Consider the following 13,245-nt stretch of genomic DNA (forward strand, 5'->3'; position numbering starts at 1 on the left):
AGATAGAGGGGTTTACCTATGGATATTGCGGGTCTGATAATCTCGTTGCTTCCCCTGATCGTAGTGTTCCTGGGGATCGTATTGTTTAAAAAATCCGGTTCGGTAATGGTCGTTGTCGCGCTGGCGCTGACCGCATTCCTGGCATGGTGGTACTTCAACACCGGCCTCGACGTCATCTTTGGCGGCATCATCATGGGCATTCTCAAGTCCCTGGGCATTGCCGTTGCCATCGTGTTCGCCATGTTCATGGTATTCCTCATGCAGATCACCGGGGCGCTGAACCGCATATCTGATGCCATCCACAATATCGCAGGCACCAGGGAGGAAAAAGCGCTGTTCGTCGGCATGGGCTTCGGCTCGTTCGTGACAGCGCTCGGCCTCGTCACCCCGACCCTGTTCCCGCCTCTGCTGGTCGCCATGGGCTTCACACCGCTGGCCGCAATAGCGATCGCCTGCCTGGGCTACGACCCGCTGTGCTCGTTCGCGCTGCTGTCCCTGCCGATCACCCTGCCGGCCAGCACTGTCGCAGGAATGGGAATACCTATCACCGAGCACTCGTTCGCCATGAACATCTCGATCTACCTCCCCGTGATCAGCGTCCTCTTCGCCTTCGCCATCCTGATAGTGGTGGGAGGAGTTGAGGCCGTAAAGCGGTCCTGGCTGCCGGCGCTCCTGTCGGGCCTGGTCATCTCGCTATCCGCGCTCGGCATGGTCTATACGAACATAGTGCCGATATCGGTCGTAGGCGTGGTAGCAGGCGGACTGTCAATGATCACCCTGTATGCGTACAGTAGAATCCGCAGCCACCTGTCGAAAGAGACTCCTGTTGCCACAGTAGCGGCAGACGGTGGAACCACGAGCGCTCCGGCCCGGAAGATGTCCCTCCTGAGGGCGCTTTCCCCGTGGCTCATCCTGATCCTGCTGGTGGGCATCGTCAGCGTGCCCCAGATCTCCGCCGTCCTCAAAGATGCGCCGGGCAACGCTGAAGTCATCACCGCCTTTGCCAACCAGAAGGTAGACCTGGACTTCCTCTCCCAGGCATACACCTGGATCCTGGTCGCCTCTGTAATAGGCATCTTCACTATGGGAGCTACGAAAGAGCAGGTATCGAAAGCCATGGACACTACAGTAAAACGGTTCCTGGGCCCGTTCCTGGCGTACAGCCTGTTCTTCTCCATCGCCTACATCATGTACTACTCCGGGGGCTCAGTCATCGCGGGCAAGTTCGTCCCCGGAGCCCTGGAGGCCAACATGGACGGCATCATCGGACTGGCTCTGGCCGCGGCCTTCGGCTCATACTACGGCCTCGTCGCCCCAATCCCCGGCTTCATCGGCTCGGTTATCGGCGGCAGTGAGACGTCTTCCAACGTCATGTTCGCCAAGATCCAGAATGTGGCGGTCAGCCAGACCATCGGCGCGGACAAGTTCGCCCTCGCCTTCGGTTCCATGGCTGTCGCCGGCGGCATCGCCAGCGCCATCACTCCCTCGAAAATCCACAACGCCTGTGCCACACTGGGAGAGGGCGGCAAGACGGAGAGCGAAGTCATGAAAGTCAACGCGGGAGTAGCCATCGTCCTGACCGCGGTGACCTGCGTCATGACCTTCCTGTTCCTGAAGATAGGGCTGGGATTCTAACAATTAAGTTGCCATACGGCCCCACTGTAAAAGGTGGGGCTATATCCTTTTTGCAGTTATGCCGGGGCGGACATGCGATAATATTACGCCCTTAGAGTTTGGTCCCGCACAGCAACCTATTTATATTTAGTGGGTATCTATGTACATAAAAGTACAATCATGTACAAATGTGTATATCCATATCGTGCAGAGTCTAAACTGAGATCAAAGGTTTTACTATGGACATAGCAGGCTTGATAATATCTTTACTTCCCCTCCTCGTCGTATTCACGGGGATCGTGCTATTCAAGAAGTCTGGCTCGGTAATGGTCATCGTGGCTCTGGCGCTGACCGCATTCCTGGCATGGTGGTACTTCAACACCGGCCTCGATATCATCTATGGCGGGATAGTCATGGGGGTTCTCAAGTCCCTGGGCATCGGCATAACAGTCGTATTCGCTATGTTCATGGTGTTCCTGATGCAGGTCACGGGTGCGCTGAACCGCATCTCAGACGCCATCCACCGCGTGGCCGGCAATAAGGAAGAGAAGGCGCTGTTCGTGGGCATGGGCTTCGGCTCTTTCGTGACGGCGCTGGGGCTCGTCACGCCTGCGCTGTTCCCGCCCCTGCTGGTCGCCATGGGCTTTACTCCGGTGGCCGCAATTGCGATCGCCTGCCTTGGCTACGACCCGCTGTGCTCGTTCGCGCTGCTCTCCCTTCCGATCACCCTCCCGGCCAGCGCCGCGGCAGGAATGGGAATACCTATCACCGAGCACTCGTTCGCCATGAACATCTCGATCTACCTCCCCGTGATCAGCGTCCTCTTCGCCTTCGCCATCCTGATAGTGGTGGGAGGGATGGAAGCCATGAAACGGTCCTGGGTGCCTGCCCTCCTGTCGGGCCTGGTCATATCCCTGACAGCTCTGGTTCTGGTCTACACCCAGATAGTGCCCCTGTCGATAGTGGGAGTCGTTGCAGGCAGTGCCTCCATGCTCTCGCTGTACCTCTACCATATAGCCGGCCAGTACCTCGGTAAAAAGGAGGTTGCGCTGCAGGAGACGGCGAAACAGCCGGCCATGGCAGACGGCGGGGCCAGAGCCACTGGAATATCTCTGGTCAAGGCGCTGTCTCCGTGGGTCATCCTGATCCTCCTGGTCAGCATCGCCAGCGTCCCGCAGATCGCAGGCATCCTCAAGGGCGTCCCCGGGAACCTGGAGGTCATCACCGCCTTCGCCAACCAGAAGGTCGACCTCGACATCCTCTCCCAGGCCTACACCTGGATCCTGGTCGCCTCCGTCATAGGCATCTTTACCCTGGGAGCCAGCAAAGCTCAGGTCTCGCAAGCGCTGGACCTGACAGTGAAACGCTTCTTCAGCCCCTTCATGACGTACACGATGTTCTTCTGCATCGCCTACATCATGTACTACTCCGGCGGCTCAGTCATCGGGGGCCAGTTCGTCCCCACGAGCGTGCTGGAAGCAAACATGGACGGCATCATCGGAGTGGCGCTCGCCGCCGCCTTCGGCGCCTACTACGGCCTCGTCGCCCCAATCCCCGGCTTCATCGGCTGCGTGATCGGCGGCAGCGAAACCTCCTCGAATATCATGTTCGCCAAGATCCAGAACGTGGCGGTCAGCCAGACCATCGGCGCCGAAAAGTTCGCCCTCGCCTTCGGCTCTCTCGCAGTGGCGGGCGGCATCGCCAGCGCCATCACCCCCTCGAAGATCTACAATGCCTGCGCAGTCCTTGGGGAGAGCAGCAGGACGGAGAGCGAGGTCATGAAGATAAACATCTGGGTAGCCCTCGGGCTGACGGCAGTGACCTGCATCATGACGTTCTTCTTCCTGAAGGTCGGCATCGGGTTCTGAAGACAGAGTTTCCATTTTCGCCCTGCTGGACAGGCGGGCGAATCCTCTTTTATAAAAGTTATAGATGAGCTCGCGAACGATGACGAACGCTGCGCTGTGCGTTTTCTGATTGCTCCTGGGTGGTGAGACAGCAAGACAAACGCTGCGCTGTGCTAAACCACACAGATGCCACAGATTGAAACAGAATCCACAGATTCCTAATGGATAGCACAGCAGAGAAATCTGTGGAATCAATCAGAATCTGTGGCATCTGTGAGGATTAGCACAGCGCAGCGTTCGTATTGCGGAGTCGCCGATCAGGGAAACTATAAGATCTTGTAGATTGCCACATCTTCGTTGCTGTACACCTTCTGGAAGTACCGCCCATCCTCGAACTTCTCCTTACTGACTTCCGAAGGAGAGACCCACCACCCTGTGTTGAGGCGGCGGTGCTGGGGGACGAAGGCGTAGGTGGCGTTCAGCCCTTTGGCCAGCTGGTAAGCCCGGGCAGGGTCTTTTGTAGTAAAGATCTCGTTGGTGTCTGTCATCTTCTGGATGGGGTCGGGGGCGTTAGCCCAGTCGCCTCCTTCGGTCGAGACCCGGGTGGTCATGCCCATGATGAGCTCCGCCCCGAAGATGTCGGCTACGAACCTGTCAGAATCCAGGGTGTTTTCCTTTATCCATGCGGTGGCGTTGAGCTCGCCATGAGTGATCACCAGGTCGTTGAGGGTCGCGTTCGTCGCTCTCACGATTTCGGGCGGGGGCAGGAGAAGAGCGGCCCGTTCTTCCGGCGGCAGCTTTTCGAGGTACCGGTCTACGTCAGCCCTGAAAGGGTCGGGGGTCAGGTTCCGCAGGTCGGTGGCGTAAAGGGGTACGGGCCAGAAGTAGGTCAACAGCAGGATGAAGGCGAATAGCGCCAGGACGGCCGCTGCTTTTCCACGGGAGGTCTCGCCGTTCATAGGATCATCGATCGCTTACGGCAGGAAAGTACAAAACTTTATCGAGGCCGGGCCTGTCGGCCGTAAGCAGCGCTTACGCCAGCTCCGGGATTAAATGACGCCTGTCTGCACAGCCGAAGGCGGACGACGACAGCCCGGCAGCTATTTCCACGTATACAGGACGTATCAGCCACGCTGTGGACAGTCTCCGAGAGATATATATGCATTAGCAAGCGGTACAATGATATATCATACTGGCACAATAATATGGCAACAAGGCCACATAGAGGTAATCTCCTGGCCGGCGGTCACGCGCTGTCCTTCCCTCTGAATGAAGGTGCGCCTGGATGCGGTTAGAGTTGAAAGGCCGGGATAATTTGAGGATATGATTCAAATCGTATGCTTATGCAGGATGGATTGTTATGGAGCGCGACTATAACACGATGGATGATTTCTCCTTCAAGGGAAAGACTGTGCTGCTGCGGGTAGAGTTCAACTCCCCGATGAGCCCGGACGGCAAGATTCTCGACGACAAGCGTATCCGGGAGAGCGTGCCGACGATCCGGGAGCTGGACGAGGCTAAAGTGGTGCTCCTGGCACACCAGAGCAGGCCCGGCAAAAAGGATTTTACCACCATGGAGGATCATGCCAGGCGGCTCCAGAAATACCTGGAGCAGAACGTCCGGTATGTGGACGACATCTTCGGCTCCCACGCCCGGTCAGAGATCGTGGAGGCAGAGCCCGGCGACGTCCTGCTCCTCGAGAACGTGCGCTTCTATGCAGAAGAACAGCTGGAGCAGGCACCGGAGGCCCATGCTAAAACGCATCTGGTCAAGAAGCTCGCACCTCTCGCCCAGGCTTTCCTGAACGACGCCTTCGGCGCGTCCCACAGGTCCCAGTGCTCCCTGGTAGGCTTCACCCCCGTGCTCCCGTCAGGGGCAGGCAGGCTCATGGAAAAAGAGATCGACTCCCTGAACAAGGCGCTCACCGGCGGCGGGGAGACGACGTATGTCCTGGGCGGCGCCAAGGTCGACGACAGCATCAGCGTGACCAGAAACGTGCTAGAGAAGAACATCGCCACCAAAGTGCTGGTCACCGGCGTCGTCGCCAACATCTTCCTCGCGGCCGCTGGAATAAACATTGGCAAGCCTAACCTGGCCTTCATAGAGAAGAACGAGTACCTCGGAGAGATCGACAGGGCCAGAGAGATCCTCAAAGCCTTCGACGGCAAAATAGTCCTGCCCACCGACGTGGCCATCAACAAAGACGGCAAGCGCGTCGAGATGAGCGTCAAGAGCCTTCCCACTGACTACGTAGTCTCAGATATCGGCAGAGAGACCATCGCCCTCTTCAACGACATCGTCCGGAAATCGGATAAGGTAGTCCTCAACGGCCCGGCCGGCATCTTCGAAAACCCCGACTTTAGCGCCGGCACCAACGAGATGCTCATGGCGGCCACCAAAGCGAAGTTCTCAGTAGTAGGCGGCGGCCACAGCTCCGCGGCAGTCGAGACCCTGGGCATCGAAGGCAAGATCAGCCACGTCTCCACCGGCGGCGGCGCTGCGATAGACTTCTTAAGTGGCAAGCGCATGCCCGCCATAGAGGCGCTCAAGGCAGCAAAAGCGATGAGGAAATAGAAGGCCAGGTATATCTGGCCTTTCTTGTTTTAAAGAAAACGCTATTTATATCAGACCCAGGCTCTCTTCGACCCCCAGGTGCACGTTCATGGCCTGTACTGCAGCGCCGGAAGCGCCTTTGCCGAGGTTGTCGAGGCGGGACATCAGCACTATGCGGTCGTTGTTGCCGAAGACGAACAGGTCGGCGTAGTTCGTGTCGTTACAGCCTTCGACGTCGAAGAAGCCGCCCTGAGTGTTGCGCTCCAGATCGATCGGGGCTACCCGGACGAACTGTTCGCCCGCGTAATAGTCGGCCAGTAGGTTCTGGATGTCGCCGGGAGCCGCCGCCCGGGTAAACTGCTTCGGGTCGAGGTAGACGGTCACGGTCAGGCCTTTGTAGAACGAGCCGACGATGGGCTGGAAGATCGGCGAAACGGTCAGGCCTGTGTAAGCGCACATTTCGGGCAGGTGCTTGTGGGCCAGCGGCAGCCCGTAGGGCCTGGGCGACCAGCCGCGTTTAGGGCCGTTGTAGTCCTCGATCATCTTCTTGCCGCCGCCAGAGTAGCCGGTGATCGAGCTGGCCGCGAGCCTGGTGTCGGCCGGCAGGAGGCCCGATGCAATTAACGGCTTCACAGCCAGGATGAAGGCAGTTGCGTGGCAGCCGGGGTTCGCTATGCGCTTCGACGCCCGGATCTTCTGCCTCTGGCCTTTGTCCAGTTCGGGCAGGCCGTAGGCCCAGGCCGGGTTGACGCGGTGAGCGGTCGAGGTGTCGATGATGCAGGCATCAGAATTCTCGGCCAGGGCCGCCGATTCTCTGGCAGCCTCGTCCGGCAGGCACAGAAAAGTGACGTCCGATTCGCTGATCAGCCGCTTCCGCTCAGCCGGGTCCTTACGCCTGGCGGAATCGATCCTGAGCACCTCGACGTCGGTGCGCCGGGCCAGGTATTCGTGGATCTGGAGGCCGGTGGTGCCTTCCTGGCCGTCGACGAAGATCTTGTAGGACATATTATCAAAAGTTTTTGATGGGGGCAATCATATATAAAGAAGTGGTTTCACCGGTTCTCGGCGAGCAGGCTTTCGAGCCCCCTGGTACAGAACCCTAGCTGGAGGTAGTCGCAGCCCCGGCAGAATTCCGGGAGGTCCTCGGGACGGATCTTTTCCTTGATCAGAGCGTAGATCTCCCGGACCTTGAACCGGTCACGGGGCTTGATCTCCAGCTTTTCCATGACTCTGTGGTCCATGTCCCGGACCGTTTTGTTGTCGGGCGCCCCGCCTTTCACGCACAGGGAATCCTGGGAATGGGGGCACTGGAGGCAGACGACGTCGCAGTCGTCGACGACTTCGATGTCGAGCTCCGGGTTCTGGTCGACCATCCGCTTGACTTTGTGGAAGTTGCGGATGAACTCTGCGGAGTAGCCGATGCCCTGGAAGCCGAGCAGGCACAATAGATGATGTGCTCTGAGCGGTATGCCCTTTTTGCCGGACAGGGGTCGTGGCTGCAGCATGTCTTATAATATAAGTTCTCCGGCACTATAAACGTTTTCGGGAGCCTTAACCGGCTTTCCCGGGCGAAGAGGCTTTTACGCGCAGTGCGGATAATTACATTGTGAGCCCGGGAGAACCTGAGTCAGAGAAATACAGCCCTAAATGCCAGTGCGCTCCGGAAAACAGCCTGATCCACGTGGACTGCGCCAGCCACCGGTATCCTGACGGAAGCATGGGTATCCACGACATGTGCTTCTACATAAAGCCCGCAGAGATCGTCGCTATCTGCGGGGCTAACGGCTCGGGCAAGTCGACGCTGCTGGAGCACCTGAACGGCCTGCTGCTGCCGACGTCGGGCCACGTGTACGTCATGGGCAGGCCGTTCAGAGAGAAAAAAGACACGATATGGAGGCAGGTAGGCCTCGTGTTCCAGCGGCCTGAAGATCAGCTGTTCGCGCCCACGGTACTCGACGACGTCATGTTCGGCCCGATAAACCTGGGCATGAGCAAAGAGGAGGCCCGGGAAGTAGCGATCAGTGCGCTGGAGCACGTGGGTGTCTCAGACCTCGTGGACAAGATGCCGAATTACCTGAGCGGAGGCCAGAAGAGGCTGGTGGCCATCGCGGGAGTGCTGGCCATGAGGCCGAAAATCATATGCATGGATGAGCCGACCTCAGACCTTGACGAAGTCCATTCCCGGAGAATCGTGGACATCATCGAAGAGATGAGGCGCTTCCACGGTATCAGCGTGGTGATCTCCACCCACGACCTGAATCTCGCCTCCCGGATTGCCGACCGGGTCTGCATTGTGCGGGAGGGCAGCATCATAGCTGACGGCCAGCCGAGAGACGTGTTTTACGACAGGGAGCTAATCGAGTACGCAGGGCTGTCCCTGCCGGCCGTTGTAGAGCTATACTATGCGTACTGCGAACGAATGGGCCTCAGGCCCGACAGAAGGCCGCTGACCGTGGAAGAGCTGCTGGACGCGTTGACTGCCCGGACCTGCCCATCATTTATATAAATCCGGGCAGCATACCGTTATAGGAGCTTTCATGAGCGGCCATACTCTTGATCCACTACTCAAGCCGAAGAGCATCGCGGTCATCGGCGCCTCAAAAGACCAGTCCAAGTGGGGCTACAAGGTACTCTACAACATTCTCAGTAACCGCTACAAAGGTAAAGTGTTCCCGGTAAACCCTTCGGCACAGGAAATACTGGGGAAGCAGTGCTTTCCCGACGTCACCTCGATCCCGGACGAGGTAGACCTGGGAGTAGTAATCGTCCCGGCCCAGGCAGCGCCTTCAGTGATCGACGACTGCGGCAGGAAAGGTGTCGGAGCGCTGTGCGTGATCACCTCCGGGTTCAGCGAAGTGGGCAAGGAGGGCGCGGCCCTGGAAGAAGACCTGAAAAAGAAGGCGAAGGCTTACGGGATGCGGATGCTCGGCCCGAATACCATGGGCTTCGTGAACCGGAGCATCTCGCTGAACGCCAGCATCGTGCCCCGGATGCCATACAGGGGCGAGATTTCCTTCATCAGCCAGAGCGGCGCGCTGGGCCTGGCGCTGACGGACTGGTCCATCGGCTCCCGCCTGGGCCTGAACTGCATCATCAGCACCGGCAACAAGGCGGACGTCTCGGAAGCAGATTTGCTGGAGTACTTCGATCAGGACGAGGACACGTGGACCATATCCATGTATATCGAGGGGCTGAAAGACGGGCGCAGGTTCATCGAGGCCGCCTCTAAGGTGAAAAAGCCCATGCTGGCCATTAAAGCGGGAGTCAGCCAGGCCGGCGCCAGGGCGGCGGCTTCCCACACGGGCAGCCTCGCAGGCTCCGACGCAGTCTACGACTCGGCGTTCCGCCAGTGCGGCGTCATCAGGGTCGAGGGCGTGGAGGAGATGTTCGACGCGGCGATGGCGGTATCCACCCAGCCCAGGCCTGAAGGTAACAGGGTAGCCATCCTCTCCAACGGAGGCGGCATGGCGATCATGGCGAGCGACGCGTGCGAGCGCAGGGGCATGCAGGTGCCGCAGCTCAACAAGTACACAAGGGCAGGCATCGCCCGGCTTCTGCCCGCATTCGCATCGGTGAAAAATCCCGTGGACACGGTGGCGAAGTCCGACTACCACATCTACAAAGAGGCGATGAGGGCGCTCCTCGACGATAAGGACATAGACTGCGTGATGGTGATATATGCGCATGCAGGAATGACCGATGCCATGGAGCCGGCCCAGGCAGTGGTAGATATGCTCAAGGAAAAATACCCGAAGCCTGTCGTCGCCTGCTGGATGGGCGGTGAAGACATCGACGCGGTGGCGAGGATGTTTCGCAAGAACAGGGTGCCGTTCTACCCTGTGCCCGAGCGAGCAGCAGAGGCGCTGCGGACTTTGATAGAATATGATAGCTCGCTGGTCAGGAAGAAGGTGAAGCGATGACTGCGTCTACGAGGCTGCTTAATGAACTTGAGGCCAAGGAACTGCTGGCCAGCTACGGTATCACGATAAACGCAGGGCAGGCCGTAAGTAGCCCGACAGAGGCGGCTGATGCGGCGGCGAAACTGGGCTTCCCGGTCGCCCTGAAGGTGCTGTCGGACAAGATCTCCCACAAGAGCGACCTCGGGCTCGTGGCGCTGAACATCGCCTCGGCAGATTGCGCCCGGGGAGCCTACGATCGCATCATCACAGCAGCGAGGGCCCTCGACCCGGAAGCCACCGCAGTAGTCCAGACAATGGCCGCCCCCGGCAGGGAGGTCATCGTCGGAGCCAAGAGAGACCCCCAGTTCGGGCCGATCGTCCTCTTCGGCATGGGCGGCGTGTTCGTGGAGGTCTTCAAGGACGTCTCCATCCGGGTAGCGCCGGTAGACCACCAGACAGCTATAGAGATGATCAAGGAGATCAAAGGCTACAGGATGCTCACCGAGTTCCGGGGCCAGAAAAGCGTAGATATAGATGCGCTGGCGGACGTGATCGTAAATATTTCCCGGCTCATCATGGAGCGGGAGGACATCTTGGAGCTGGATGCCAATCCTGTCATGGCTTACGAGAGTGGAGCCATCGCTGTGGATGCCAGGGTTCTGCTAAAAGATTGAATAAAAAGTCTGGAACTCTGGATTTTGATGATCAGGCATAAGTGATGTAAAACTGGCAGTTCTCAGATTCTGCGCTTGTAAAGCCGCCAAGCACGCCAAGAGGCCAGGCACGCCAAGCGATAATTAGTGATCGGCGTGATTCCGATCGAAAAAGTCCCTGGCGTGCCTGGCTTCTTGGCGTTCCATAAAAAACTATCTCTTGGCGTACCATGAAAAATTAGCTCTTGGCGAGCTTGGCCTCTTGGCGGGCTTGGCGGTATTTTCGACCTATACAGGGCCAACTTCCAATTTTTTCATAGCATCTACCTGAATATCCCATTTTTCATAAGGTGAGTGCTTGGCGGCCTTGCAACCATCGCCGAATTTACAGATATATTAGTATTACTTTCAGCCCACTATTACTTCGACTTTATCTAACGTCCCGCTAACTTACAGAAAGTGCCGGGTGCCTGATGCCCGGTTTTCTCTGGCAGCGGGATGGAAATGGCAGTCGACAAACAGTTATTGCGGGATACTCTCGAGCGCTATTTTGGCTACAGTACTTTCAGGCCGTTTCAGGAGGAGATCGTCACCGACGTGCTCGAAGGACGGGACGTCCTTGCCATTATTGCCACCGGCGGCGGCAAATCGCTCTGCTACCAGCTTCCCGCCCTCGTATCGGGCGGGCTGACGATCGTCGTCTCTCCCTTAATCTCGCTGATGAAGGACCAGGTGGACGACCTCCTCGCGAGAAACATTTCTGCCGCCACATTGAACAGCTCGATGGAGCTGTGGGAGATCCGGTCGATCGAGGATCAGCTGCTCGGGGGGAAGATCAAGGTGCTGTACATTTCCCCGGAGAGGATTACGCAGGACTCGTGTTTGCAGTTCCTGGAAAAGCTGGACGTGAAACTGATCGCTATCGACGAGGCTCACTGTATCTCCATGTGGGGCCACCAGTTCAGGCCGGACTACAGAAGGCTATCGCTGCTCAAGAGTAAATTCCCGAAAGTCCCTATGATTGCCCTGACTGCCTCCGCCATACCTGAGGTCAGAGAAGATATCGCCAGCCAGCTCAAGCTTGTCTCCCCGAAGAAGTACCTCGGCAGCTTTAACCGGATAAATTTGAGGTACGAGGTCCGGGAGAAGAAGGATGCCACAGCCCAGATCCTCTCCTACATTGCAAGAAACCGGGGCAAGTCGGGCATCGTTTACTGCCTGGCGAGGAAGACTACGGAAGAGCTGGCGGAAAAGCTGCGCAGGGCGGGCATCAAGGCGCTGCCCTACCACGCCGACCTGCCTGATACGGTCCGATCTGCCACGCAGGAGAAGTTCGTCCGTGACGATGTGGAGGTCGTTTGCGCGACAGTCGCCTTCGGGATGGGCATCGACAAGCCGGACGTGCGGTATGTCATACACTACGATATGCCCAAGAACCTGGAAGCGTACTACCAGGAGACCGGACGGGCCGGCAGGGATGGAGAGGCAAGCGATTGTATTATGTTCTACTCGCCTGCGGACGCTTTAAAAATGAGAGGCCTGCTGGAAAAAGAGTACACCGATTACCACCTGAGCCGGGTAGCCATGAAAAAGTGGCAGGCCATGAGGGACTTCTGCGAGACCCGCCTCTGCCGCAGGAAATACCTGTTAAGCTACTTCGGGGAAGAATATGATGATCCGGCCTGCGACGGCTGCGATAACTGCCTGCATCCGAAAGACACCATCGACGGTAGGGACATCGCAAACAAAATCGTTACCTGTGTCACGGCGCTGGGCGGCAAGTTCGGAGCCGGCCACGTAGCAGACGTAATCTGCGGCTCCTCAAACCAGACGATCATCGCCTACCGGCACAACCGGAATCCTGCCTACAACACCGGCAAGCCGTACACCAGAGTCCAGTGGATCGGCTTCATCAAAGAGCTGGTCCGGCTCGGCTATCTGTCAGTAGCGGGAGACAAGTACCCGGTCATCACCACCAACAGCAGGTCGAAGGAAGTGACCTTCATCCAGGAACTGCGGCTGACCAGGCCGACATCAGGCGGAGAGGCGGCCTTCAAGCCTGCCGTTCAGGAAAAATACGATGCCAGGCTCTTCCAGCAGCTCAGAAGCTTGCGAAAGAGCATCGCAGACGCCAATGGCTGGCCGCCTTACGTAGTATTCCATGATACGACGCTGAGAGAGATGGCCACGACCTGCCCAAAGACGCTGGCCGAACTGTCCAAAATTTCGGGAGTCGGCAAGGCGAAGCTCGAAAAGTACGGCGGGGAGTTCGTGGGAGTCATCAAAGGGTATGTCGAGGCTGAGGGTATCGCTTAGAAATGATCGGCGACAGGCCGCCTTGTTTTTAGTTCGAAATATGCAAGAATTCGACCCTTCGGTCGCGTCGGCGCAAGGGCGCAACGAGGCAAAGATATATCAATAAAAATGCAGGCTGTCTCATAATTCGTTTTCGTTATACAATAAGAAAGTTCGCCCGTCAGGACGCCTGCTTTGCAGGCGTCCGATGCGGGCGATGCGATGACGATCGCTGCGCTGTGCCTGAACACAGATTGCTCAGATAGCACAGATTGACACAGATAGTCATCGAATCAGTCGGATAAAGGCGATCATTACCTATTTTTGTCTATTGTGTTCATCTGTCAGTAGTTCCGATGTGGTTTTTGGTTTTTTCTTCTGTG

Annotated in this window: 10 protein-coding genes; 7 read left to right on the plus strand and 3 right to left on the minus strand. The window is 57.7% G+C overall.

Features of this window, described 5'->3' with window-relative positions; genetic code table 11:
* Positions 1 to 18 precede the first annotated feature (18 nt).
* Positions 19 to 1,635 carry an L-lactate permease gene (locus tag RCI_RS06365; RefSeq protein ID WP_012035582.1) on the plus strand — a complete coding sequence of 539 codons (1,617 nt, stop codon included), beginning with the start codon at positions 19 to 21 and terminating at the stop codon, positions 1,633 to 1,635.
* A gap of 218 nt (positions 1,636 to 1,853) precedes the next feature.
* Entirely contained in the window at positions 1,854 to 3,482 is a 1,629-nt protein-coding gene (locus RCI_RS06370; protein ID WP_012035583.1) for an L-lactate permease, read from the plus strand.
* A 305-nt stretch (positions 3,483 to 3,787) separates the two neighbouring features.
* Here RCI_RS06370 and RCI_RS06375 read toward each other — a convergent pair whose 3' ends face one another.
* Complete coding sequence (locus tag RCI_RS06375; RefSeq protein WP_012035584.1) at positions 3,788 to 4,420, minus strand: hypothetical protein; 633 nt, start codon at positions 4,418 to 4,420, stop codon at positions 3,788 to 3,790.
* Positions 4,421 to 4,821: 401 nt separating this feature from the next.
* On the opposite strand from RCI_RS06375, the gene RCI_RS06380 reads away from it, so the two are divergent.
* Positions 4,822 to 6,036, plus strand: coding sequence for a phosphoglycerate kinase (locus RCI_RS06380; protein ID WP_012035585.1), 1,215 nt, complete (start codon positions 4,822 to 4,824; stop codon positions 6,034 to 6,036).
* Between the two features lie 45 nt (positions 6,037 to 6,081).
* Here RCI_RS06380 and argC read toward each other — a convergent pair whose 3' ends face one another.
* Together argC and RCI_RS06390 are read right to left on the minus strand one after the other, a co-directional pair.
* Positions 6,082 to 7,020, minus strand: coding sequence for an N-acetyl-gamma-glutamyl-phosphate reductase (gene argC, locus RCI_RS06385; protein WP_012035586.1), 939 nt, complete (start codon positions 7,018 to 7,020; stop codon positions 6,082 to 6,084).
* A gap of 47 nt (positions 7,021 to 7,067) precedes the next feature.
* Positions 7,068 to 7,520 (minus strand): DUF1284 domain-containing protein, encoded by a 453-nt coding sequence (locus RCI_RS06390; RefSeq protein WP_012035587.1) that lies wholly within the window; start codon positions 7,518 to 7,520, stop codon positions 7,068 to 7,070.
* Between the two features lie 176 nt (positions 7,521 to 7,696).
* Here RCI_RS06390 and RCI_RS06395 point away from each other — a divergent pair, with 176 nt between their 5' ends.
* From RCI_RS06395 to recQ, 4 genes are all read left to right on the plus strand, one after another.
* On the plus strand, positions 7,697 to 8,521 hold the full coding sequence (locus RCI_RS06395) for an energy-coupling factor ABC transporter ATP-binding protein (RefSeq protein WP_012035588.1): 825 nt from the start codon (positions 7,697 to 7,699) through the stop codon (positions 8,519 to 8,521).
* A 31-nt stretch (positions 8,522 to 8,552) separates the two neighbouring features.
* A complete protein-coding gene (locus tag RCI_RS06400) occupies positions 8,553 to 9,935 on the plus strand; it encodes an acetate--CoA ligase family protein (RefSeq protein ID WP_012035589.1) in 1,383 nt (460 codons plus the stop codon).
* Positions 9,932 to 10,588, plus strand: a complete 657-nt coding sequence (locus RCI_RS06405) for an acetate--CoA ligase family protein (RefSeq protein ID WP_012035590.1) — start codon at positions 9,932 to 9,934, stop codon at positions 10,586 to 10,588. The genes RCI_RS06400 and RCI_RS06405 overlap by 4 nt, the downstream gene beginning before the upstream one ends.
* A gap of 483 nt (positions 10,589 to 11,071) precedes the next feature.
* On the plus strand, positions 11,072 to 12,883 hold the full coding sequence (gene recQ, locus RCI_RS06410; RefSeq protein WP_148266548.1) for a DNA helicase RecQ: 1,812 nt from the start codon (positions 11,072 to 11,074) through the stop codon (positions 12,881 to 12,883).
* Positions 12,884 to 13,245 lie beyond the last annotated feature (362 nt).

This window comes from Methanocella arvoryzae MRE50, from assembly GCF_000063445.1.
In the GTDB taxonomy this organism is placed as follows: Archaea; Halobacteriota; Methanocellia; order Methanocellales; family Methanocellaceae; genus Methanocella_A; species Methanocella_A arvoryzae.